This is a genomic window from Actinacidiphila sp. bgisy144, from assembly GCF_057708105.1.
The window spans coordinates 67598-91116 of sequence record NZ_JBYIRM010000022.1 but is presented as its reverse complement, the minus strand read 5'-3'; the positions used below and the strand labels follow the sequence as shown (position 1 = coordinate 91116).

Here is a 23519-nt window from a genome sequence, read left to right as displayed (position 1 = left end):
GGCAGGACATTACGTGTGGGTAATAAGGCCGGACAAGTGATCGAACACCCGGAGATCCGGCCAATTTCCGGAACCGAGGATTCTTGTCACCCCGTGACAAACCCCAACCGGAATTTTGTCCTCCAGTGAGTGGCCGGGTCAGCCGGCAGCACCGTCCGGGCGGATGGTCTGGGCGGGCGTGACGGGCATGGTGAAGCCGAAAGTCATCCCGTCACCGTCGTTGAGGAACCCGAGGAACGTCCCCTTGACGTCGTACGCCTCCAGGTCGCCGTCACCGAGGGTCAGTTGGTGCGTGGCGTTGTCGTAGCTGAAGGCTTCCGATCCCGTGCCGGAACCGGCACCGCCCGGGCCGTCGAAGTCAGCGGCCGTTCCCACCCCCGACCAGTGCATCGACATCCCCGTCAACGTTCCGGTGGTCGTGTCAGTGGCCGTGTCGTATCCCGCCACTTCCATGTTCCAGGGAAGTTGACCACCCGTCACGGTGAGGACGAGTCCGACGGGACCGGAGCAGGTGAACGGCGCGACGGACGTCCACGCTCCGATCGCCAGGTTGGTCGGCACGCTCCCGGCGGCCAGCGTTCCCACGGCCGCAAGCGGCGTCAGCTCCGACGAGCTCCCACACGCCCACTTCGTGCCGGTGACATCGTCAGCGACCGTCCCAGGACCGGTCGCGGTGAACGCTCCCCCCGGCATCACCGTCCATCCGCCGGCCGCCGCGGACCGCGGTGCCGCAGACGCCGGGACGCCCGCCAGCAGCGCGCCGCCGAGAACAGCCGCGCACAGCACAGCACTTGCTCTGGTCCTACTGCGGGTGAACCTCATCCCGCCCCTCCCCTTCGGGTGTGCTTCTCACGACGTGAGGCCGCCTGTCGTGCCCCTCCTGGCGCAGGGACCCCGGCCTCGTGGCGCGGGCCGGGGTCCCTGGTGGTGCGGGTGGGCGGGGGTGTGGCGATCCGCCCGTCAGGAGATCTGCCGGGTCACGGCGAGGTGATCTGGAGGGTGGTCGGCGAGACGGTGTAGTCGCCGGAGTACGTGGTGGCGTCACCGGAGTTGATCAGGCCGAGGCAGGTGCCCGACACGTTGTACGCGTGCAGGTTGCCGGTGCCCAGCACCTTCAGGTCGTGCGTGGAGTTGGTGTAGGTGACGTCCAGCGTGGCCGGCGTGGTGGCGCTGGCGCCGGCGAAGGTGGCCGTGCAGCCGAGGCCGCTGATGTGCGCCTCGACACCGGTCAGGGTGCCGGTGGTGACGCCGCCGCTGTAGCTGACCGCGTTCAGCGACCACGGGAGGTTGTCGGCCGTGACGGTGAAGGTGATGCCCAGCGGGCCGGAGCAACTGGTCCACGCCACGGAGGCGATCGAGGCGATGCCCGTGCCGCTGGCACCGGTGGTGTTCGCCGCGGTGCCGGTCGCGGTGGACGTCTTGCAGGTGAGCGTGGTGCCGGTGGCGGTGTCCTTCAGGACGGTGTTGGTGGAGGTGCCGGTGAAGGCGCCGCCGCCGGTGACCGTCCACGTGCCGGCCGCGGAGGCCGGGCTGATGGCGAGGCCGAGGGCCGCGGCGAACGCGGCGCCGGTGACGACACCGCCCTTGACGAGAGGCGAGATCTTACGCACGGGCTGTTCCTTCCTGGGAGTTGACGTGCCTGATAAAACCGTCGTCCGCGCTGCTCGAAGCGCGAATTCGGTTGCGACTCACTACCTGGAACGTGGGGTACCGATTCCGGTCGGTTGCCCTTGCGGGGCAGGACGTTACGCACGGGTAACGAGACGGCGCAACAATCGGGCCGAAGAATCTCCACCGATCACTACCGGCCGGTATTTTTCTGTCACCGGGGCAACATCGCCGCCGGCGGCTTTGTAAAGGAGTGAGCACTTGCAGACCGCCGGCCCGCCCGTCGGCGTCCGCCGCGGCGCACCCCGCCGCCCCTGCGGTACGGTCGCCCCGCCGCTCCGGCCCGGGCCCGCGCGGCACCGGCCGACAACGTTTGCGTGTCCATGGGGCTGCGCTCCGTAGACGTTTGGTCTATCTTGCAGCGAGGTCACCGACGCGCGATGGGGCGCTGGGGAGGGGGCGGGGATGACCATCATGCGGCAGACCCCGGAGCACACCGAGTCGCCGGGGCCGATTCCGCGGGAGTTCGCCGCCATCATGCGCCCGGAACTGCCCAGCCTTTTAAAAGAGATGGCGGCTGAAATCGTCACCGCGATCCCCGAATACGGGCACCTCCTGGAGGGCCCGAACAGCCGGGTGATCAAAATCGGGATCGAGCAGAGCATCGCCACGTTCGTGGACCGGGTCGCCGCTCCCACCGCGACCACCTCGCTGCGCGACGACCTGTGCCGCCGGTTCGGCCGCTTCGAGGCGTACGAGGGCCGCAGCCTGGACAACCTCCAGGCCGCGTACCGGATCGGCTGCCAGGTGGCGCTGCGCCGGGTGCGCACGGTCGGGCGCCGCTACAACCTCTCCGCGTCCTTCATGCTCACCTTCGCCGACGCGCTCTTCGCCTACATGGGCGACCTGGCGGAGCTCTCCCGCGAGGGATACGTGCAGGCGCTCGCGGAGTTGGGCGAGGAACCGGACAACCGGCGGCGCCGGCTGCTGCGGCGGATACTCGGCGGCACCGCGGTGGCGCGCAGCGCGCTGGCCGAACTCGCCGAGCACGCCGCGTGGCCGCTGCCGGAGGAGGTCACGATGGTGGCCGTCGCCCCCGGCACCCGGCCGGCCCGGACCGCGCTCGACCGCGACGTGCTCCAGGACTTCGCCGACCCCGAGCCGCACTTACTCGTGCCGGGGGCGTTCACCGAGGAGCGGCGCGCCTCGCTGGCCGCCGCGCTCGGCGGCTGCCGGGCCGCGGTCGGACTGACCACGGGGCTCGGTGAGGCCGCCGACTCGCTGCGCTGGGCCCGGCACACCCTCGCACTGGCCGGCTCCGGGGTGGTCGGGGGCAGCGCGGCCGACGGGGCGGACGACGCGCTGGTCCTCAGCGAGGACCACCTGCTGCCGCTGTGGCTGCTGGGCGACCCGGCGCTGGCCGACCAGATGGCCCGCAAGTACCTCGCGCCGCTGGTCGGGCTGACCCCGGCGCAGCGCACCCGGCTGATCGACACCCTGCGGATCTGGCTGACCACCCGGGGCACCGCGGGCCAGGTCGCCGACCAGTTGGGCGTCCACCCGCAGACGGTCCGCTACCGCCTGCGCATCCTGGACCGCGCGTTCGGCGACCAACTCGCGCACCCGGACGACCGGTTCGCGACGGAGATCGCGCTGCGCGCCCTGCACCTGCGCCGCCACGGCGAGGACGGCACCGCGCCGGCGTAGCGCGTCGGCGTATTGCGTGACGCCCCTCGTCCCGGCGTGCGGTACGCGGAACAAGGGGCGCCCGGGAGGGGTCAGGAGGCGTACGCCTCCAGTTCCGACAGCTGGCCCGCCGGCCAGCCGGTGTTCGCGGTGAAGGTGAGCCGCAGGTAGCGGGTGGCGGCCGAACCCAGCGTGACCGTCGCGGTGTTGCCCGAGGACGGGTCGAACGTGTAGTCGGCGGCGCCCTTGAGCGTGGTGAACGTCGAGCCGTCAGTGGACCCGAGCACGGAGAGGGTCTGGGTGCGGGTGGCCCACGCGGTGGCCGGCGGCAGCTTCAGCACCAGCCGCCCGAGGGTCCGGGTGGCACCGAGGTCCACGGTCAGCGACTGCGGGAAGGCGTTGTCGGTGCTCTCCCAGTACGTACTGGCGTCGCCGTCCACCGCGTTGGACGCCGTGTAGACGTCCGCGTGCCCGGTGTCGGTGGCCGGCCGGCCCTGGGCGAGGTTGCCGTCGGAGGGCGGGGTGGTGCCCCCGGTGGAACCGCCGTCCGTCGAGCCGCTCGTCGAACCGCTCGTCGTACCGCCGTCCGTCGAGCCGCTCGTCGTACCGCCGCTGCTGTCGCCCCCGCCCGGCTGCGGCCAGGTGGTGCAGTCGCCCCAGGTGCCGGACCAACCGCTGTTGCCCGAGCCCTGGTTGACGGTGAAGGGCGTCAGGTCCGCCGGGTACGGGCAGTCGTAGACGCCGGTGGCGCCGGTGCCGGTGGCCGTGACATCGCTGAACGTCGCCGACCCGGGTGTCTCCGCCTGCACCACCACGGTGCCGGTGTTCGTCGCGGTCGCGCCGTCCACGGTCACACCGCTGACGTCGTAGCCGTGGCCGCCGCCGGAGACGAACTCGAAGTCGCTGTAGGGGCTGTCGACGAAGGTGGTGTCGGAGATCCGCACATCCACGGACGTGATCGCCGAGTCGTACGAGTCGACCCGCAGCGCCCCCATCGGGTGGCCCCAGTTGGGGTTCAGCGCGCCGGTGCGGATGAGGGTGTTCCCGGAGACCGTGACCTTGCCCGAGAGCGGGTTGAAGGGCTGGAGGAACGCCTGGTTGGAGATGGCCAGGCCGCTGCCGAGGGCGTTGGTGTCGGCGATGACGTTGTCGGACACGGTGTTGTCCGAACCGCCGTAGATCGCGATGCCGTTGGCGAGGTTGGGCTGCACGATGGTGTTGCCGGTGAAGGTGTTGCCGGTGTCCGGCGAGCCCAGCGACCACATGGCGAGCGAGTCGTCGCCCTGGTTGCGCAGGAAGTTGTTTTTGACGGTGACGCCCTGCGCGCTGCCGTCGAGGTTGAGCCCGTCGGCGGTGGTGCCGATGATCCGGCTGTCCTCGACCGTGAGGTTGTCGTTGTCGCCGGTCAGCCACAGGCCGCACTTCTCGCGCTGCACCCACATCCCGGAGACCACGGAGTTCGGGCCGAGGCTGCCGGTGACGAAGTTGTCGGGCGAGCTGTCGTTGCGGGTGCTGACGTCGCCGAACACCGCGAAGTCGTAGAGCTTGGTGTTGCCGGTGGCGGACGTCTGGTCGATGAAGTGCGAACTGTGCACCACCGAGTACCAGTTGCCCGCGCCGCGCAGCGTGACGTCGTCGACCGGGAGCTGCGAGGTGACCTTGAAGTCGCCGGCGGGTATCCACACCTCCTTGCCGGCGGCCTTGGCGTCGGTGATCGCCTGGCGGAACGCCTGGGTGGAGTCGCCGCCGCCGCTGGGGTCGGCGCCCTCGTCGACGACCGACACCGAGTCCGCCGGCTGCGCGGCGGCCGCCGCGACCTGCTCGAAGTCGGCGACGTCGATGGTGGCGGTGCCGGTGTCGCCGGAGTCGATCTGGAGCTTGACCGTGTCGCCGGCGGCGAGGTTCTGGCCGAGTTGCAGCCGGGAGTCGTCGAAGAAGTGATGGGTTTTGGAGCCGGCGATGTTGCCGGTGTCCACGTAGCTGTACTGCGAGGTGACGGCGAGTTTCCGGCTCAGCTCGGTGCCGTTGACGTAGACCGAGAGGGTGCCGGAGGCGCCCTGCGGCAGGTTGTAGGCGACGTCGACGGCGTTCGCGGACTTGGTGAGGGTGAACTCGACGTACTGGCCCTGGCCGAGGGTGACCGCCTGGCGGCCGGACGCCTCGGAGGCGACGGTGCCCTGGGTGTAGTCGGGGCCGATCACGGTGCCGTCGGTGTGCGCGGCTTCGGCCTCGTACTCCGTGAACGGCACCGAGGCGCCGCCGGCGGCGTCGAATGGGGAGACGGCCGATGCCTTGGCGGCGGGGCCGGCGGCGGTGGGGGCCGCCGAGGCGGTGGCGGTGGCGGTCAGGGCGATGAGTCCGCCCGCGGCCACTGCCGCCGCGGTGGCCGCGGCCAGCACGAGCGAGGAGCGACGTCTGGTGTCCATGGGGTGGGGGGCTTCCCTTCTGACGGGAGTCGCTGACGTGACGCACACCCTAGGGATGCCGAACACGTCACAGCAAGATGTCGATTGGATTTCGCAAGATTTGGATAGCTTGCAGAGATCTCGCAAATACCCTGCAAGAAACTTGCGGTAGCTGTACTAGAATCGACGCCATGACACGACGACTTGCCGAGGTGGCAAAGAAGGTCGGGGTGAGCGAGGCCACGGTCAGCCGCGTGCTGAACGGGAAGCCGGGCGTCTCCGATGCGACCCGGGCCGCGGTCCTCACCGCCCTTGACGTGCTCGGATACGAACGGCCCACCCAGCTGCGCGGCGAACGCGCCCGACTGGTCGGCATGGTCATGCCCGAGTTGCAGAACCCGATCTTCCCCGCGTTCGCCGAGGTGGTCGGCGGCGCGCTCGCCCAGCAGGGGTTCACCCCGGTGCTGTGCACGCAGACCGCCGGCGGCGTATCGGAGGCGGACTACGTGGAGTTGCTGCTCCAGCAGCACGTCTCCGGGGTGGTCTTCTTCGGCGGGCTCTACGCCCAGGCGGAGTCCCCGCACGACCACTACGCGCGCCTGGCCGAACGCAACCTGCCCACCGTGCTGATGAACGCCGCCATCGACCATCTCGACTTCCCCCGCGTCTCGTGCGACGACGCGGTGGCGGTCGAGCAGGCGATGAACCACCTCATCTCGCTCGGCCACCAGCGGATCGCGCTGGTGCTCGGCCCGCCGGACCACGTGCCCTCGCGCCGCAAACTGGCCGCCGCCCGCCGGGTGGACCCGTCGGTCACCGTGGAGCACGCGCTGTTCACGCTGGAGGGCGGGCAGGCCGCGGCGAGCCGGCTGCTGGCCCGCGGGAACACCGCGTTCATCTGCGCCTCCGACCTGCTCGCGCTCGGCACGATCCGGGCCGCCCGGCGCCGCCGGCTGTCCGTGCCCGGGGACGTCTCGGTGATCGGCTACGACGACTCCTCGCTGATGAACTGCACCGAGCCGCCGCTGACCACCGTGCGGCAGCCGATCGAGGCGATGGGGCGGGCCGCGGTGGACCTGCTCGCCGGGGAGATCAGCGGCGCCTCCGTCGACCACGACGAGCTGTTCTTCGAGCCGGAGTTGGTGGTCCGCGGCTCCACCGGCCCGGCCCGCGCCAACGCGTAGGCGCCGCCGAGGGACGTCCGCCACCCAGGGGCGCGGGAGACCGCGCGGCCGGCCCGCCGCCATGCCGCGCCGGGCCGGCCGCGCGGTCTCCCGCGCCCCTGCGCGTTCCCCGCCCGCCAGGGCACCCCTGAGCGCCCTCTCCCTGCTGTGACCAAGTCGTGTCTTTGCGAAATTCGCGCGACATCTTGCGGACATCTATCGGGTTAAGTACGTTGAGCCAACCCGGGACGGCGGCGCACTCTCGCGCCGGACGCATGTGCCTCACGTGCCACGGGGGTCCCAGATCGCAGTCCAACGACGCGCAGTGGTTCAGGGGAAGGGCAGAACATGAGCAGAATCGGCTACCGCAGACTGGTGGCAGTCGCTCTGGTCGCGGGGATCGGGTTGACCGGTACCGCGTGTTCCAGCAGCAAGAAGGACGGCTCGGGCAGCACCAGCAGCGCCGACGCCGCGACCCCCTTGGACCCGAAGACCAAGGTGACCATCAGCGTCGACTGCGAGCCGCCGACCACGAAGAAGGCCGAGCGCCGGGAGTGGACCGACGACGTCGCGGCGTTCAACAAGATCTATCCGAACGTCACGATCAAGAGCAAGGACGCCTTCCCCTGCGAGGACCCGGCCAAGTTCACCGCCCAGCTCCAGGCCGGCACCCAGACGGACACGTTCTACTCGTACTACACCGACCTCGCGCAGGTGCTCGACGCCGGCCAGGCCGCCGACATCTCGGACTACGTCAACGCCAAGACGATCCCGAACCTGGCGAGCATCGACCCGAGCGTGCTGAACGTCCTCAAGGACGGCGGCAAGCTGTACGGGCTGCCCACCTCGAACTACAAGATGGGCCTGATCTACAACCGGAAGATCTTCCAGGAGGCCGGGCTCGACCCGAACAACCCGCCCACCACCTGGGACGAGATCCGCCAGGACGCCAAGGTGATCTCCGACAAGCTCGGCGGCAAGGGCATCACCGGCTACATGGACAACTCCGGCGGCAACCAGGGCGGTTGGCACCTGGTCTCGGAGATGAACGGCGTGGGCGTGCGCGCGGTCAGCGAGGACGGCACCAAGGCCGCCTTCGACACCGCCGCCACCAAGCAGGTGCTCCAGACGCTGCACGACATGCGCTGGACCGACAAGTCGATGCCGGCCGACCCCGGTGTGCAGTGGGGCGACGTCCAGAAGGCGATGGGCACCGGCAAGATCGGCATGTACGTCGGCGCGCCCGACGACGTGACGCTGGAGGTCCAGCAGTACCACGCCGACTACAAGGACCTGGGCATGGCCCCGATCCCCGGCGGCAAGATCGCGCTCATGGGCGGCAACGACTACATGTTCAAGAAGTCGGACAGCCCCGACCAGATCAAGGCGGGCATCGCCTGGATCAACTTCAAGTACCTGACGCTGGGCAAGGGCCAGTTCAACTACGCCCGCACCAAGGCGGACGGCCTGCCGGTCGGCCTGCCCGAGCCGTTCTTCTTCACCGGCTCGGCCAAGGACCAGGACAACCAGCTCAAGACCGCCAGCGCCACCATCCCGGTGGACAACTTCAAGGCGTACACCGGCGTCGACACCCCCGTGCTCGCCGAGCCGCCGAACGCGCAGAAGGTCTACACGGTGCTCGACACCGTGATGTCGGGCGTGCTGACCAACAAGGGCGCCGACATCGACAAGCTGCTCAAGACCGCGACCGACCAGGTCAACCAGCTGCTGGCCGCCAGCAGCTGACCGTACGCCCCACGGGGCCGGTCCGGCGACCGGCCCCGCAGGCACCCGATCCGACCCGCGGCAGCATCCGCGCCACCCCAGCGTCAGCTCCACCTCCAGCTTCAGCCGAGGAGCCCCCATGGCGGCGACGACCGTCCCCGAGAACACGACCAAGCGCCACGCCGGGCGCCCGGCCGGCCCGGACCGGCCCGGCGCCAGACGCGGCCTGCCCCGCAAGGCGGCGGCGAACCTCCAGGCATACGGCTTCCTCGTCGGCGCGGTGGTCTGCTTCCTGGCCTTCTCCTGGTACCCGATGGTCCGGGAGTTCATCATGAGCTTCCAGGACAAGAAGCGCGGGGTGACCTCCTGGGTCGGGATGCGGAACCTCGACCGCGTCTACCACGACCCGTTCTTCTGGACCGCGTGGAAGAACACCGCCGAGTACACCGGCTACGCGCTGGTCATCGGCTTCGCGCTGCCGTTCTTCGTGGCGATCGTGCTCAACGAACTGCGGCACGCCCAGGCCTACCTGCGCATCCTGGTCTACCTGCCGGTGATGCTCCCGCCGGTCGCCGGCGGCCTGCTCTTCAAGTACTTCTACGACCCGGACTACGGGCTCTTCGACCACATCCTGAAGACCCTCCACCTGCCGACCTCGCAGTGGCTGGACTCCTCGCACACCGCGATGATCTCGGTGGTGATCGCGGCCACCTGGATGAGCATGGGCAGCGCCACCCTGGTCTACCTCGCCGCGCTCCAGAACATCCCCGGTGAACTGTACGAGGCGGCCGACCTGGACGGCGCCGGGCTGTGGAGCAAGATCTGGCACGTCACGATCCCGCAGACGCGCATGGTGCTCTCGCTGATGCTGCTGCTCCAGATCGTGGCGACCATGCAGGAGTTCACCAACGTCTTCGTGCTGGCCGGCGGCAACGGCCCGGAGAACTCCACGATGACCGTGGTCTACATGATCTACCAGTACGGATTCCGCTACAACAACCTCGGCAGCGCCGCCGCGCTCGGCCTGTTCCTGCTGCTGGTGCTGATCGTCTTCTCGGGCGTCTACACGCGGCTCAGCCGGACCGACGAGCAGGAGGGATGACGGACATGGCAGCCATCTCCACACCGCAGAACCGCACCCTGATCTCCGCGGCGGCGCTGAACCGCCGCAAGGGCCGGATCACCTACCGAATCGTGCTGACCGTGGTGCTGGTCGTCTTCACCCTGGTCTTCCTCGGCCCGCTGTACTGGATGGTCACCGGCGGCCTGAAGTCCGCGAGCGAGGTCGTCGCGAACCCGCCGACGTACTTCCCCAAGCACCCCAAGCCCGGCACCTACCACACCGCGTGGACCCAGCTGAAGCTCGCGCGGCTGCTGTTCAACACGCTGTACTACGCGTTCGGCGCGCTCGCCTTCCAGCTGGTCTTCGACGTCGCCGCCGCGTACGCGGTCTCCAAGCTGCGCCCGGTGTTCGGCAACGTGATCCTGGCCGGGATGCTGGCGACGCTGATGATCCCCTCGGCGGTGCTGATCGTCCCGCAGTACGTCACCGTGCTCGACCTGCCGCTGCTGCACCTGAACCTGGTCGGCACCCCGTGGGCGATCTGGCTGCCGACGGTGGCCAACGGCTTCAACATCTTCCTGCTGAAGCGGTTCTTCGACTCGATCCCGAACGACCTGATGCACGCCGCCGCGATCGACGGCGCCGGGCCGCTGCGCACCCTGTGGTCGATCATCCTGCCGATGTCCCGGCCGATCCTCGGCGTGGTGTCGATCTTCGCGGTGGTCAACGTCTGGAAGGACTTCCTCTGGCCGATGCTGGTGGAGCCCGACCCGGACAAGCAGCCGATCAACCTCGGCATCAACTCGCTGTCGCAGGGCGTCCCGGAGAACGTGATCATCGCCGCGCTGGCCATCTCCGCGGTGCCCACCCTGCTGATCTTCCTGCTCTTCCAGCGCAACATCATGTCCGGTCTGACCGCGGGCGGCCTGAAGGGCTGACGCCCGCGGCACCGCCTGCGCACCACTTCCGCAGCACCCCTCAGCACTCCGCCGCCGGCCCCTGCCATCATCCCCGCGATCGGGGCCGGCGGCGGAGTCCCACCTGCCCGAAAGGACGTTGACGTGGCAGACACCCCTCAGCCCGAGGCCGACGAGAACTGGTGGCGCGACGCGGTCATCTACCAGGTCTACCCGCGGAGCTTCGCCGACAGCAACGGCGACGGGACCGGTGATCTCGCCGGCGTGCGGTCCCGGCTGCCGTACCTGGCCGAGCTGGGCGTCAACGCACTGTGGTTCAGCCCCTGGTACCCCTCGCCGATGGCCGACGGCGGCTACGACGTCGCCGACTACCGCGACGTGGAGCCGGTCTTCGGCTCGCTCGCCGAGGCCGAGAAGCTGATCTCCGAGGCTCTCGCGCTGGGCATCAGAACGATCATCGACATCGTGCCGAACCACGTCTCGGCCGCGCACCCCTGGTTCCGGGAGGCGCTGGCGGCCGGGCCCGGCTCGGCCGCGCGCGAACGGTTCTGGTTCCGGCCCGGCCGCGGCGCGCACGGCGAACTGCCGCCGAACAACTGGCCCTCGCAGTTCGGCGGACCGGCCTGGACCCGGACCACCGACCCCGACGGCACGCCCGGCGACTGGTTCCTGAACCTCTTCGACTCCGGCCAGCCGGACCTGAACTGGAACCACCCCGACGTGCTCGCCGAGCACGAGGACATCCTGCGGTTCTGGTTCGACCGCGGCGCCGGCGGCGTACGCATCGACTCCGCGGCCATGGTCTGCAAGGACCCCGCCCTGCCCGACCTGCCCGACCCGGGCGCCGGCGCCGAGGCGGCACTGCCCGCGCACCCCTACGTCGACCGCGACGACCTGCACGACATCTACCGGAGCTGGCGGCGGATCGCCGACTCCTACCCGGGCGTGCGCATCCTGGTCGGCGAGGTGTGGCTGCCGGACGCCGAGCGGTTCGCCCGCTACCTGCGGCCGGACGAGATGCACACCGCGTTCAACTTCGACTTCCTGGCCTGCCCGTGGGAACCGGACCGGCTGCGCACCTCGATCGACGTCACGCTCGCCGCGCACGCCCCGGTCAGCGCCCCCGCCACCTGGGTGCTGTGCAACCACGACGTGACCCGCACCGTGACCCGCTACGGCCGGGCCGACACCGGGTTCGACTTCGCCACCAAGGCGTTCGGGATTCCGACCGACCTGGAGCTGGGCACCCGGCGGGCCCGCGCGGCCGCCCTGCTGACCCTGGCGCTGCCCGGGTCGGTCTACCTCTACCAGGGCGAGGAGCTGGGGCTGCCCGAGGTCGAGGACATCCCGACCGGCAAGTTGCAGGACCCGATGTACCTGCGCTCGGCCGGCACCAACCCCGGGCGCGACGGCTGCCGCGTACCTTTGCCGTGGTCCGGTGCCACCCCGCCGTTCGGCTTCGGACCGGACGGCTCGGCCGAGTCCTGGCTGCCCCAGCCGGCCCAGTGGGCCGCCCGCACCGCCGAGGTCCAGTCCGCCGACCCCGGCTCCATGCTCTCGCTGTACCGGGCGGCGATCCGGCTCCGCAAGGACACCCCGGAACTCGGCCACGGCACCGCCTTCACCTGGCTGGACAGCGCCCCCGGCGTGCTGGCCTTCCGCCGCTCCCCCGGCTTCGTCTGCGTCGTCAACCTCTCCCCCGACCCGGCTCCCCTCCCCGCGCACCGCACCCTGCTGCTCACCTCCGCCCCCCTCGCCTCCGACGGCCTCCTCCCGCAGGACACCGCCGCCTGGCTCCTCGCGTAGCGCCGCCTCCCCCTGGGGCCGCCCTCCCCCACAGGCGGCCCCTTCGGTGTGCCCACCCGCCGGAAGTCCCCCGGAAGCCGTGAGAAGTCCCCTCGGAAAGGAGGAGGGCGGGAGCGACATCGCGTCGGGGTGACGATTAGAGTGGGGGGCGTGCCTCAACTACGTCTCGCTCTGAATCAGATCGACTCCCGTGTCGGCGACATCGCCGGGAACCGCGCGGAGGTGGTGCGCCGGGTCCGGTACGCGGCCGAGCAGGGGGCCCACCTGGTCGCGTTCCCGGAGATGATGCTGACCGGCTATCCCGTCGAGGACCTGGCGCTGCGGTCGTCCTTCGTGGAGGCGAGCCGGACGGCGCTGGTGGAGCTGGCCGCGGAACTGGCCGCGGCGGGCCTGGGCGCGCTGCCGGTGGTCGTCGGCTACCTCGGCCGCAGCGAGAACGCGCAGCCGAAGTACGGCCAGCCGGCCGGCGCGCCGCAGAACTGCGCGGCGGTGCTGCACGAGGGGAAGGTCGCGCTGCGGTTCGCCAAGCACCACCTGCCGAACTACGGGGTGTTCGACGAGTTCCGCTACTTCGTGCCCGGCGACACCATGCCGGTGGTGCGGGTCGGCGGCGTGGACGTGGCGCTGGCGATCTGCGAGGACCTGTGGCAGGACGGCGGCCGGGTGCCGGGCGCGCGGGAGGCCGGCGCGGGCCTGCTGCTGTCGGTGAACGCCTCGCCCTACGAGCGGGACAAGGACGACACCCGGCTGGAGCTGGTCCGCAGGCGGGCCCGGGAGGCCGGCTGCACCCTGGCGTACCTGGCGATGGTCGGCGGTCAGGACGAGCTGGTCTTCGACGGCGACTCGATCGTGGTGGGCGCGGACGGCGAGGTCATCGCGCGGGCGCCGCAGTTCACCGAGGAGTGCGTGCTGCTCGACCTGGAGCTGCCCGCGGCCGCCGCCGAGGTGCCGGCCGGGCGGGTCGCGGACGGCCTGGAGCTGCGGCACGTGGTGCTGTCCGCCGAGCCGGTCCCGGCGTACACCCCCCGGTATCCCGGCACCGAGGCCGAGCCGCTGGGCGACGAGGCGGAGATCTACGGCGCGCTGGTCACGGGCCTGCGCGCGTACGTCGCCAAGAACGGCTTCCGGTCGGTGCTGATCGGCCTGTCCGGCGGGATCGACTCGGCGCTGGTCGCCGCGCTGGCGTGCGACGCGATCGGGGCGGAGCACGTGTACGGCGTCTCGATGCCGTCGGCGTACTCCTCGGACCACTCCAAGGGCGACGCGGCCGAGCTGGCCCGCCGTACCGGCCTGAACTTCCGTACGGTGTCGATCGCCCCGATGTTCGACGCGTACATGGAGTCGCTGAAGCTGACCGGCCTCGCCGAGGAGAACCTCCAGTCGCGGCTGCGCGGGGTGACGCTGATGGCGATCTCCAACCAGGAGGGCCAGATCGTGCTGGCCCCGGGCAACAAGAGCGAGCTGGCCGTGGGCTACTCCACGCTCTACGGCGACTCGGTGGGGGCGTACGGCCCGATCAAGGACGTCTACAAGACCACCGTCTTCCGCCTCGCCCGCTGGCGCAACGAGGACGCGGCCGCCCGCGGCGAGACCCCGCCGATCCCGGAGAACTCGATCAGCAAGCCGCCGAGCGCCGAACTGCGCCCGGGCCAGGTCGACACGGACTCGCTGCCGGACTACGACGTGCTGGACCGGGTCCTGGAGCTGTACGTCGACCGGGACCGGGGCCGCGAGGAGATCGTCGCCGCGGGGTACGACGAGGAACTGGTCACGCGGGTGCTGAAGCTCACGGACACCGCCGAGTACAAGCGGCGGCAGTACCCGCCGGGCACCAAGATCTCGGCGAAGGGCTTCGGCAAGGACCGCCGCCTGCCCATCACCAACCGCTGGCGCGAGGGCGGCTGACCCCCCGCCGCCCCGGCCGCCCGCAGCGGGGGCGGCAACATTCGGCCCGGCCCGGAACTCTTGCCCGGGCCCGGGGGCGGCTGCTGTGATCCGGCCCATGGATGCTTCTGCTGCGGGGCCCGGGCCGCTGACGGCGACGTACGACCGGATCGGGGTCGGGTACCGGGACGTGCGGCGCGCCGATCCGCGGCTGGCCGCCCTGATCGACCAGGCGCTGGGCGGGGCGCGCACCGTGGTCAACGTCGGCGCGGGCGCCGGGTCCTACGAGCCGGCCGGCCGGGAGGTGACCGCGGTCGACCCGTCGCAGGTGATGCTCGACCAGCACCCGGGGGCGCGGAAGGTGCTGGCCGGCGCGGAGCGACTGCCCTTCGCCGACGGCGCGTTCGACGCCGCGATGGCGGTGATGACGGTGCACCACTGGCCCGACCTGCGCCGCGGCCTGGCCGAGCTGCGCCGGGTGTCGCGGCGGCAGGTGCTGTTCACCTACGACCCGTACCACCGGCCGGAGTTGTGGCTCCTGACGGAGTACCTGCCGGAGATCGGCGCGTTCGAGCGGGCCCGCTTCACACCGCTGGCGACGGTGGTGGCGGCGATGGACGCGCACACGGTGCTGCCGTTCCCCATCCCGCACGACTTCACCGACGGCTTCCAGAGCGCGTACTGGCGCCGCCCGGAGCTGTTCCTCGACCCCGACGTGCGCCGGGCGAACTCCACCTTCGCCCAACTGCCCGCCGCCGTCGTCGAACCGGCGATCGAGCGGCTGCGCGCGGACCTCGCCTCGGGCGCCTGGCACCGCCGCCACGCCGACCTGCTGGCCTTGGACGCCGTCGACTACGGCTACCGCCTCCTCGTCGCGGGGGGCTGACCCCGCCCGGCAACAGCGCCGCGGCAACGGCAGCGCGGCAACAGCGCGTTGGTCAGGGGACGTCGAGCCGGGCGGCCACCGGCAGGTGGTCGCTGCCGGTGCGGGGCAGCGTCCAGGACGAGACCGGCTCGATGCCCTTGACCATGATCTGGTCGATCCGCGCCATCGGGAAGGACGCCGGCCAGCTGAAGCCCATGCCGTTGCCCGCGGCGCCCTGGGTGGAGCGCATCTGCGAGGTGACGGAGGCGAGCGCGCGGTCGTTCATGGTGCCGTTGAGGTCGCCGAGGAGCACCACGTGCGGCAGGGTCTCCGCGGCGATCGCCGAACCGAGCGCGTCGGCGGCCCGGTCGCGCTGCCCGGCGGTGAACCCGGCGTCGAACTTGACGCGTACGGACGGCATGTGCGCGACGTACACCGCGACCTTGCCGTGCGGGGTGGCGGCGGTGGCGCGCATCGCCCGGGTCCAGCCGAGCCGGATGTCGACCGGACGCACCGAGCTGAGCGGGTACTTGCTCCACAGCCCGACGGTGCCCTGCACCGAGTGGTAGGGGTAGGCGGCCGCCAGGTCGCGGCTGTAGCGGGCGACCTGCCCGGCCGCCAGCTCCTCCAGCGCGACCACGTCCGCGTGCGCGGCGATCACGTCCTTGGCGGTGCCGTCCGGGTCGGGGTTGTCGGCGTTGACGTTGTGCGTGAGGACCGTGAGATTGCCGCCGGTCCCGGCCTTGTCGGTGAGCAGCCCGCCGAAGAGGTTGAACCACACCGCGGTCGGCAGCAGCACCGCGATCAGCGCGGTGACCGAGCGCCGCAGCAGCGCCACCACCAGCAGCACCGGCACGAGCAGGCCGAGCCAGGGCAGGAACGTCTCCAGCAGGCTGCCGAGGTTGCCGACCCGGTTGGGCACGTCGGCGTGGAAGAGCAGCAGTCCGGCGAGCACGACGGCGACCACCGCCGTGACGATGCCGCGCCGCCACATCCCCGCGGGCCGCCACCACCGCAGGAAGCGGGCGCGCAGCCGGTCCCGGGCCCCGGCCGCCCCGGCGTCCGGCCCCACCGGGTCCGTGCCGTCCGTGCTGGTGTCCGTGCCGTTCTGCGCCTGGGTCATAGAAGTCCTTGCCTGCCTGCCACTTGCCGGTGCTTCGAACCCTAGAGCCTGCCGCGGTGATCGCCGCGACCGCCGCGGCGCCGCGCCGCCCGGCACGCGGATCCGCCCGGCACGCGCATCCGCCGTACCGCACCTCCGTCGTACCGCCGCGGGCACGCGCGCCGGTAGGGAGCGCCGTCGTACCGTCACCGGTCGCCGACTCCGAGCGACCGACTCTACGGGATTCGTATGTGAAGCGACGGTCAGGTGCGGGTCGCGGGTTCCGCGGGCGGTACGGATCGACCGGACTGTGACGAGACCTGGACATAAGCGGCCGGCGGCCGTTGGCCGTTCCGGTGGTCGTGACGGCGGCCGTTCGCGGGTCAGGCGCGCGGGCGCATCCCGTCCAGCAGCGTGTCCACCACCCGGTCGGCGAGGTCCGCCGGGAGCGACGCGTCCGGGTAGAGCGTGGCGCGGGACAGCACCGGGCCGACCACCATGTCGCAGAGCAGTTCCAGGTCGGCGCCCAGCTCGGGGCGGATCTCGCCGCTGGCGATGCCGCGTTCCAGCACCGCGACGAGCATCCGGCGGCGGCCGGCGATCACGGTGTCGTGGTAGCGCTGCCACAGGCCGGGGTTGCTCCGCATCTGCGTCACCATGGTGCGCAGCAGCGCCGACTCCCGCTTGGCGAGGCCGCGCCGGCGGATGAACTCCACCGCGCGGACCAGGTCCTCGCGCAGGTCGCCGGTGCCCGCGCCGGCCGGTGGCGGCGGGCCCTCGACGGTGGCGAGCACGTCGAGCAGCAGCGCCTCCTTGCCGGGCCAGCGCCGGTACAGCGTGGCCTTGCCGACGCCCGCGTGCCGGGCGATGCCCTCCATCGTCAGCTCACCGATCTGGGTGCCGTCGGCGATCAGCCGCAGGACGGCGTCGATGACGGTGCGGTCGACGGCGGCGTTGCGCGGGCGTCCGCGGCCGGAGAGGCCCTCCGTCACTGCTCGGCACCCACCATCTCCCGCTCTCCCGAGCCGCCGCCGGGCGCCGGGGACAGCGCGGACTTGGGCGGCAGGAAGACGTAGGCGACGACGCCGCCGAGGATCGCGACGGTCGCCGAGGCGGTCGCGGTGATGTGCATGGCGTGGATGAACGCGTCGTCGGCGGGCCGCACCAGGCTCGCGCCGCCCGGGCCGAGGCGCTGGGCCACCCCGAGGGTCGCCTCGATGGACTCGCCGGCCGCGTGCCGCTGGCCGGCGGGCAGGTGGCCGAGGTGGGAGCTGATGCCGTTGCGGTAGACGGTGGACATCACCGAGCCGAGCACGGCCACCCCGAGGGCGCCGCCGACCTGGCGGAAGGTGTTGTTGACCGCCGAGCCGGACCCGGCCTTCTCCCGCGGCAGCGCGGACATGATCATCACCGTGGCGGGCGGCATGATGTGCGCCATCGCGGTGCCCATCACGAAGAACAGCACCTCCAGCTCCCAGATCGGGGTGGTCCGGCCGAGCAGGAGGAAGCCGAGGAAGGCGATGCCGGTCAGCACCATGCCGCCCGCGCACACCGCGCGGGCGCCGATCCGGTCGACCAGCAGCCGGGCGCGCGGCGCGAAGATCATCTGCGAGGCGGCGAGCGGGATCAGCAGCAGCCCGGAGCGCAGGGCGCTGTAGCCGCGCACCGACTGGTTGTAGAAGACGACGAAGAAGGTCACGCCCATCAGCGCGAAGAAGACCAGGCCGATCGCGGCGACGGAGGCGGCGAACTGCCGCTTCTTGAAGTAGCGCACGTCCAGGGCGGGGTGGTCGCTGCGGGCTTCGTACCAGACGAACACCCCGAGGATGGCCAGGCCCGCCACGGAGGTGCCCCACACCTCGGGGCGGGTGAAGTCGCCGTACTGGCCGCCCTTGATGATGCCGTAGATCAGCAGTACCAGGCCGGCGATGGACAGCAGCACGCCCAGCGGGTCGAGCCGGCCGGGCCGGGGGTCCTTGGAGTCGGGCACGATCAGGAACATCGCGATCAGCGCGACGACCACGATGGGCACGTTGACCAGGAAGACCGAGCCCCACCAGAAGTGCTGGAGCAGCAGGCCGCCGGTGATCGGGCCGACCGCGATCGCCAGGCCCACCACGCCGGCCCAGATGCCGATGGCGCGCGGCTGCTCCTCGCGCTCGAAGACGTTCATGATGATCGCCAGGGTGGCCGGCATGATCAGCGCGCCGCCCAGGCCCATCACCCCGCGCCACGCGATCAGTTGCCCGGCGGTCCCCGCGAACGCGGAGAGCGCCGAGCCGCCGCCGAACACGAACATGCCGGCGAGCAGCACCTTCTTGCGGCCCAGCCGGTCGCCGAGCAGCCCGGCGGTGAACAGCAGGCCGGCGAAGACCAGGGTGTAGGAGTTGATCGCCCATTCCAGCTCGCTCTGGCTGGCGCCGAGCCCGGTCGGGGCCGGCTGGGCGATCGTCTTCATCGCCACGTTCAGGATCGAGTTGTCCAGCACCACGACCAGCAGGCTGAACAGCAGGACGGTGAGGATCGCCCAGCGGCGGCGATGGATCACCTCGGGCACTTTTGTGACTATCGCATCAGCGGCCATCCCCCGAGCCTACCGCTTTTACGATACGACCCCGTCTCGTATCGCAAAGCCCCGGCAAAGCCCCCAGCTCAGCCGCGGATCGGCCAGGGCACCCGGGAACGGTCACGGGGAGGGGGTTGCCCGCGGGCGGCGGCCGGGCGGGTCCGGGGGTTTCCCGGCGGGTCCGGGGGTTTCCCGGCGGGGCCGGGCGTGCCAGCATGGGAGGTGGTCCGGGGACGCCGTCAGGGCGCCTCGAGATGACAACTGAAGGAGCCGTCACCATGACGCAGCTTCCGGCTGCCCAGAAGGCCGCCGACAACCCGAAAGCCCTCTACGGCGGGTCCGGCACCCGCCGCGTGACCGTGCGCGACCTCGGCGCCGCCAAGGAGCGCGGCGAGAAGTGGCCCATGCTCACCGCGTACGACGCGATGACCGCGTCGGTCTTCGACGAGGCCGGCATCCCGGTGCTGCTCGTCGGGGACTCGATGGGGAACTGCCACCTCGGCTACGACACCACCGTGCCGGTCACGCTCGACCACATGGCGATGCTGTCCGCCGCCGTGGTGCGCGGCACCCGGCGGGCCCTGATCGTCGCCGACCTGACCTTCGGGTCGTACCAGGAGGGCCCGGTGCAGGCCCTGCGCAGCGCCACCCGGCTGGTAAAGGAGGCGGGCGTCGGCGCGGTGAAGCTGGAGGGGGGCCGGCGCTCGCTGGCGCAGACCGAGGCGCTGGTCGAGGCCGGCATCCCGGTCATGGCGCACATGGGGCTGACCCCGCAGTCCGTGCACACCCTGGGCTACCGCGTCCAGGGCCGCGGCGACGAGGCGGCACACCGCCTGGTCCAGGACGCGAAGGCCGCGCAGGACGCGGGCGCCTTCGCGCTGGTGCTCGAACTGGTGCCGGCGGAGGTCGCCGCCGAGATCACCAACGCGCTGGAGATCCCGGTGATCGGGATCGGCGCCGGGCCGGACACCGACGCGCAGGTGCTGGTGTGGACCGACATGGCGGGGATGACCGGCGGGAAGGTGCCGCGCTTCACCAAGCAGTACGCGGACCTGCGCCGCACCCTGGGCGACGCGGCGAAGGCGTACGCGCAGGACGTGGTGGGCGGGGAGTTCCCGGCGGCGGAGCACACCTTCCACTGAGCGGGGAGCACACCTTCCACTGACCTGACGCAGGCGGGCGGGTCCGGTACGCCGGGCCCGCCCGGACTTTTCACCCCGCGATCTGAGACATTCCGCCCCCGCGCCCGTATGGACCGGTGAGCGCCGCGGCCGCGGCGACCCTCCACACCTCCGGGAAGCCGTCCGCCGATGTCTCGATCCGCGATACGCGAACTCGACCGGGAGCCGCCGGTGCGGCAGGATGCGCCCGTGGACGGACCCCCGCCGGAGATACCGGAACAGGCCGGCGCGGTGCGCCCGCCCGGTCCCGGCCCGGAGCCGGACCTCGGCCCCGACCGCTCGGGCCCGGAGGAAGACCTCATGCGGGCCCTGTACCGCGAGCACGCGGGCGCCCTGCTGACCTATGTCCTCAAGCTCGTCGCGGGCGACCGCCACCTCGCCGAGGACGTCGTCCAGGAAACCCTGCTGCGGGCCTGGAAGAACGCCGCCCGGCTCGACCCGCGGGCCCGCTCCCTGCGGCCCTGGCTGATCACGGTGGCCCGCCGGATCGTCATCGACGGCCACCGCAGCCGCCAGGCCCGCCCGCCGGAGACCTCGCCCGCCGTGCTCGACCAGCTGCCCGCGCGCGACGAACTGGAGCGCTCGCTGCGCCTGATGACGATCTCCGACGCCCTCCAGGACCTGTCCGAAGCCCACCGCGAGGCGCTCGTGGAGACGTACTTCAAGGGCCGTACGGTCAGCGAGGCCGCCGAGGAGCTGGGGCTGCCGCCGGGGACCGTGCGCTCCCGGGTCTTCTACGCGCTGCGCGCCGCACGGAACGCGCTGGAGGAGAGAGGGGTGACCACCTCGTGACCCCCATGCCGCCCCATGTGGACGTGGGCGCCTACCTGCTCGGGGCGCTGGACGACGCGGAGATGTCCGCGTTCGAGGAGCACCTCGCCGAGTGCGACGCCTGCGGGCGGCAGCTCGACGAGCTGAGCGGCGTGGTGCCGGTCCTCGCCGAACTGCGCGCGGACGGTGTCGGGATGCCCGGGCCGCCCGGCGACGCGCTGCTGGAGCGGATGCTGCGGCAGGTCGCCGGTGAGCGCCGGGCGCGGCGCAGGCGCCGGCTGGTCGCGGTCGCGGTGGCCGCGGTGCTGGTGGTCGGCGGCCCGGCGATCGCGGTGCTGACCACCCGCGGCGACGGCTCGGCGGCCCCTGCTGCCGCCGCGCAGGACTCGGCGAGCGACCCGTCGACCGGGCTGTCGGCGGTGGTGGGCCTGACGGACAAGGCGTGGGGCACCGAGGTGAGCCTGCGGCTGGCCGGGGTCTACGGACCGGACCACTGCCACCTGGACGCGGTCGGCCGCGACGACTCCCGGGAGACGGTCGCGACCTGGTCGGTGCCGCAGGCCGGCTACGGCACGGGCGCGCATCCCCAGGCGCTGACCGTCAGCGGCGCCACCGGCATGCACCCGACGGCGATCAACCGGTTCGAGGTGCGCACGGCCGACGGCACCCTGCTGCTGACCATCCCGCAGTCCGGCACCCAGCCGACCGACCGGCCGCGCGGCTCCACCGGCTGACCTGCGGCGGTGCCCCCGCCGTACCACCGGTCGGGCGGGGCGCCGGCCGCCGACATCCCGCCGACAGGGCGCTGTCGGCGGGATGTCGGTGCCGTGTCGGTGGGCCCGTGCAGGGTGGTGGACATGACGACGCGACTGACAGACAACGGTGGGACCGCCGCCGTCGAGGTGCGCGGTCTGGTCAAGCACTACGGACCGACCAAGGCACTGGACGGGGTGGATCTGGAGGTGCGCCAGGGCACGGTACTCGGCGTGCTCGGCCCGAACGGGGCCGGCAAGACCACGCTGGTGCGGGTGCTGTCCACGCTGGTGCAGCCGGACGCGGGCACCGCGCGGGTGGCGGGCTTCGACGTCCTCAGGCAGCCCCGGCAGCTGCGCCGGGTGATCGGCCTGACCGGGCAGTACGCCTCGGTGGACGAGAAGCTGTCCGGCCGGGAGAACCTGTACATGATCGGGCGGCTGCTGGACCTGCCCCGCAAGGACGCCCGGGCCCGCGCGGACGAGCTGCTGGAGCGGTTCTCGCTCACGGAGGCCGCCAAGCGGCCGGCGATGCAGTACTCCGGCGGGATGCGCCGCCGGCTGGACCTGGCGGCGAGCATGATCGGCCGGCCCGCGGTGCTCTACCTGGACGAGCCGACCACGGGTCTGGACCCCCGCACCCGCAACGAGGTGTGGGACGAGGTGCAGCGGATGGTCGCCGACGGCGCCACGGTGCTGCTCACCACGCAGTACATGGAGGAGGCCGAGCAGCTCGCGAACGAGCTGACGGTCATCGACCGCGGCCGGATCATCGCCGGCGGCAAGGTGGCCGAGCTGAAGGCGAAGGTCGGCGGCCGGACCCTGCGGATCAGGCCGAGCGAGCCGGCCGCGGCGGCCGGAATGGCCGACGCGATCGCGTCGGCGGGCCTGGACGGCGTCGCCGGCGCCCGGATCGACGAGGACGGCCTGGTCAGCGTGCCGATCCTCAGCGACGACCAGCTCACCGCGGTGGTGGGCGTGCTGGGCTCGCGCGGCTACGGCATCGCGCACATCGACACCCATCTGCCCAGCCTGGACGAGGTGTTCCTCGCCATCACCGGCCAGAAGTCCTCGGCGGCGCCCGGGGAGCAGCAGGACGCGGACGGCACGGCCGACCGTGCGCAGGACACGACGGAGAACGTGGAGGTCCCGGTATGAGCACCGCGACGGCGACGGTGACCGCCCCGGCGCGGGTCGCCTCGGACGAGGGCAGGATCGGCCTGCGGGCCAACCTGCGGCACATCGGCGCCCTCGCGCGCCGCAACATGCTCCAGATCAGGCAGGACCCCGAGTCGATGTTCGACGCGGTGCTGATGCCGGTGATCTTCACCCTGCTGTTCGTGTACGTCTTCGGCGGCGCGATCTCCGGCAAGGGCCACCAGCACGAGTACGTGAACTACGTGGTGCCCGGGCTGATGGCGATGATGGGCATGAACCTGTCCATGGCGGTCGGCAGCGGCATCAACGACGACTTCCGCAAGGGGGTCATGGACCGGTTCCGCACCATGCCGATCGCCCGGTCCACGGTGCTGATCGCGAAGATCGTGGTGGAGGTCGGCCGACTGCTGATCGCGATCGCGATCCTGCTGGGCATGGGCTTCGCGCTGGGCATGTCCATCGGGACGGACGTGATGCACCTGGCGGCGGCGATCGTGCTGTCCGTGGTCTTCGGCGCCTCGCTGATGTGGATCTTCATTCTGCTGGGCCTGACCATGAAGACCGCCCAGGCGGTGCAGGGGGTGGGCATGCTCGTACTGATGCCGTTGCAGTTCGGCAGTTCGATCTTCGCCAGTCCGACCACGATGCCGGGGTGGCTGCACAACTTCACCAAGGTCAATCCGCTCTCCAACCTCGCGGACGCCTCCCGGGCGCTGATCAACGGCGGGGCGGTGGCGCACTCGGTGTGGATGACACTGGCCTGGGCGGTCGGCATCACCGCGGTCACCGCGCCGCTGGCGGTCGCCCGCTTCCGCAAGAAGACCTGATCCACGGCGGGCCCCGGCGGGCGGCCCGGCCCGCGAGGAG

19 protein-coding genes are annotated in these 23519 nt (G+C 71.6%); 13 read left to right on the top strand and 6 right to left on the bottom strand.

All coding sequences use genetic code 11. The features are described from left to right. Positions 1 to 138: 138 nt before the first annotated feature. Together AC3EVP_RS24240 and AC3EVP_RS24235 are read right to left on the bottom strand one after the other, a co-directional pair. Positions 139 to 585 (bottom strand): hypothetical protein, encoded by a 447-nt coding sequence (locus tag AC3EVP_RS24240; RefSeq protein WP_435132942.1) that lies wholly within the window; start codon positions 583 to 585, stop codon positions 139 to 141. A 392-nt stretch (positions 586 to 977) separates the two neighbouring features. After that, positions 978 to 1610, bottom strand: a complete 633-nt coding sequence (locus AC3EVP_RS24235) for a hypothetical protein (RefSeq protein WP_435132940.1) — start codon at positions 1608 to 1610, stop codon at positions 978 to 980. A 463-nt stretch (positions 1611 to 2073) separates the two neighbouring features. Here AC3EVP_RS24235 and AC3EVP_RS24230 point away from each other — a divergent pair, with 463 nt between their 5' ends. Then, positions 2074 to 3315, top strand: coding sequence for a PucR-like N-terminal domain-containing protein (locus AC3EVP_RS24230; protein WP_335982677.1), 1242 nt, complete (start codon positions 2074 to 2076; stop codon positions 3313 to 3315). Between the two features lie 71 nt (positions 3316 to 3386). On the opposite strand, the gene AC3EVP_RS24225 is transcribed toward AC3EVP_RS24230, so the two are convergent. After that, complete coding sequence (locus AC3EVP_RS24225) at positions 3387 to 5720, bottom strand: discoidin domain-containing protein (RefSeq protein ID WP_435132937.1); 2334 nt, start codon at positions 5718 to 5720, stop codon at positions 3387 to 3389. Between the two features lie 170 nt (positions 5721 to 5890). Between AC3EVP_RS24225 and AC3EVP_RS24220 the strand changes: the two genes are divergently transcribed. From AC3EVP_RS24220 to AC3EVP_RS24190, 7 genes are all read left to right on the top strand, one after another. After that, positions 5891 to 6883, top strand: coding sequence for a LacI family DNA-binding transcriptional regulator (locus AC3EVP_RS24220; RefSeq protein ID WP_335982672.1), 993 nt, complete (start codon positions 5891 to 5893; stop codon positions 6881 to 6883). A 327-nt stretch (positions 6884 to 7210) separates the two neighbouring features. After that, positions 7211 to 8608, top strand: a complete 1398-nt coding sequence (locus AC3EVP_RS24215) for an ABC transporter substrate-binding protein (protein ID WP_435132934.1) — start codon at positions 7211 to 7213, stop codon at positions 8606 to 8608. Between the two features lie 118 nt (positions 8609 to 8726). Further along, complete coding sequence (locus tag AC3EVP_RS24210) at positions 8727 to 9689, top strand: carbohydrate ABC transporter permease (RefSeq protein WP_335982667.1); 963 nt, start codon at positions 8727 to 8729, stop codon at positions 9687 to 9689. A 5-nt stretch (positions 9690 to 9694) separates the two neighbouring features. Continuing rightward, a complete protein-coding gene (locus AC3EVP_RS24205; protein ID WP_335982664.1) occupies positions 9695 to 10588 on the top strand; it encodes a carbohydrate ABC transporter permease in 894 nt (297 codons plus the stop codon). 123 nt (positions 10589 to 10711) lie between these two features. Beyond that, positions 10712 to 12373 carry a glycoside hydrolase family 13 protein gene (locus tag AC3EVP_RS24200; protein WP_435132930.1) on the top strand — a complete coding sequence of 554 codons (1662 nt, stop codon included), beginning with the start codon at positions 10712 to 10714 and terminating at the stop codon, positions 12371 to 12373. A 150-nt stretch (positions 12374 to 12523) separates the two neighbouring features. After that, positions 12524 to 14278 carry an NAD+ synthase gene (locus tag AC3EVP_RS24195; protein WP_335982658.1) on the top strand — a complete coding sequence of 585 codons (1755 nt, stop codon included), beginning with the start codon at positions 12524 to 12526 and terminating at the stop codon, positions 14276 to 14278. Between the two features lie 97 nt (positions 14279 to 14375). Next, positions 14376 to 15143: a class I SAM-dependent methyltransferase gene (locus tag AC3EVP_RS24190; RefSeq protein WP_435132927.1), complete on the top strand. Its 768-nt coding sequence runs from the start codon at positions 14376 to 14378 to the stop codon at positions 15141 to 15143. A gap of 52 nt (positions 15144 to 15195) precedes the next feature. On the opposite strand, the gene AC3EVP_RS24185 is transcribed toward AC3EVP_RS24190, so the two are convergent. From AC3EVP_RS24185 to AC3EVP_RS24175, 3 genes are all read right to left on the bottom strand, one after another. Continuing rightward, on the bottom strand, positions 15196 to 16116 hold the full coding sequence (locus AC3EVP_RS24185; protein WP_435133053.1) for an endonuclease/exonuclease/phosphatase family protein: 921 nt from the start codon (positions 16114 to 16116) through the stop codon (positions 15196 to 15198). A gap of 491 nt (positions 16117 to 16607) precedes the next feature. Next, positions 16608 to 17216 (bottom strand): TetR/AcrR family transcriptional regulator, encoded by a 609-nt coding sequence (locus AC3EVP_RS24180; protein ID WP_435132924.1) that lies wholly within the window; start codon positions 17214 to 17216, stop codon positions 16608 to 16610. Next, positions 17213 to 18808 (bottom strand): MFS transporter, encoded by a 1596-nt coding sequence (locus tag AC3EVP_RS24175; protein WP_335982652.1) that lies wholly within the window; start codon positions 18806 to 18808, stop codon positions 17213 to 17215. The genes AC3EVP_RS24180 and AC3EVP_RS24175 overlap by 4 nt, the downstream gene beginning before the upstream one ends. Before the next feature lie 260 nt (positions 18809 to 19068). Between AC3EVP_RS24175 and panB the strand changes: the two genes are divergently transcribed. The 5 genes from panB (at position 19069) to AC3EVP_RS24150 (ending at position 23479) form a co-directional block, all read left to right on the top strand. Continuing rightward, positions 19069 to 19932, top strand: coding sequence for a 3-methyl-2-oxobutanoate hydroxymethyltransferase (gene panB / locus AC3EVP_RS24170; protein WP_335982650.1), 864 nt, complete (start codon positions 19069 to 19071; stop codon positions 19930 to 19932). A 339-nt stretch (positions 19933 to 20271) separates the two neighbouring features. Next, the gene (locus AC3EVP_RS24165) at positions 20272 to 20763 is read left to right on the top strand and encodes a sigma-70 family RNA polymerase sigma factor (RefSeq protein ID WP_335982774.1); all 492 of its coding nucleotides are present in this window, start codon (positions 20272 to 20274) and stop codon (positions 20761 to 20763) included. 5 nt (positions 20764 to 20768) lie between these two features. Beyond that, positions 20769 to 21476 (top strand): anti-sigma factor family protein, encoded by a 708-nt coding sequence (locus AC3EVP_RS24160; RefSeq protein ID WP_435133051.1) that lies wholly within the window; start codon positions 20769 to 20771, stop codon positions 21474 to 21476. Positions 21477 to 21599: 123 nt separating this feature from the next. After that, positions 21600 to 22652, top strand: a complete 1053-nt coding sequence (locus tag AC3EVP_RS24155; RefSeq protein ID WP_435132920.1) for an ATP-binding cassette domain-containing protein — start codon at positions 21600 to 21602, stop codon at positions 22650 to 22652. After that, positions 22649 to 23479 carry an ABC transporter permease gene (locus AC3EVP_RS24150; RefSeq protein WP_335982646.1) on the top strand — a complete coding sequence of 277 codons (831 nt, stop codon included), beginning with the start codon at positions 22649 to 22651 and terminating at the stop codon, positions 23477 to 23479. The genes AC3EVP_RS24155 and AC3EVP_RS24150 overlap by 4 nt, the downstream gene beginning before the upstream one ends. Positions 23480 to 23519 lie beyond the last annotated feature (40 nt).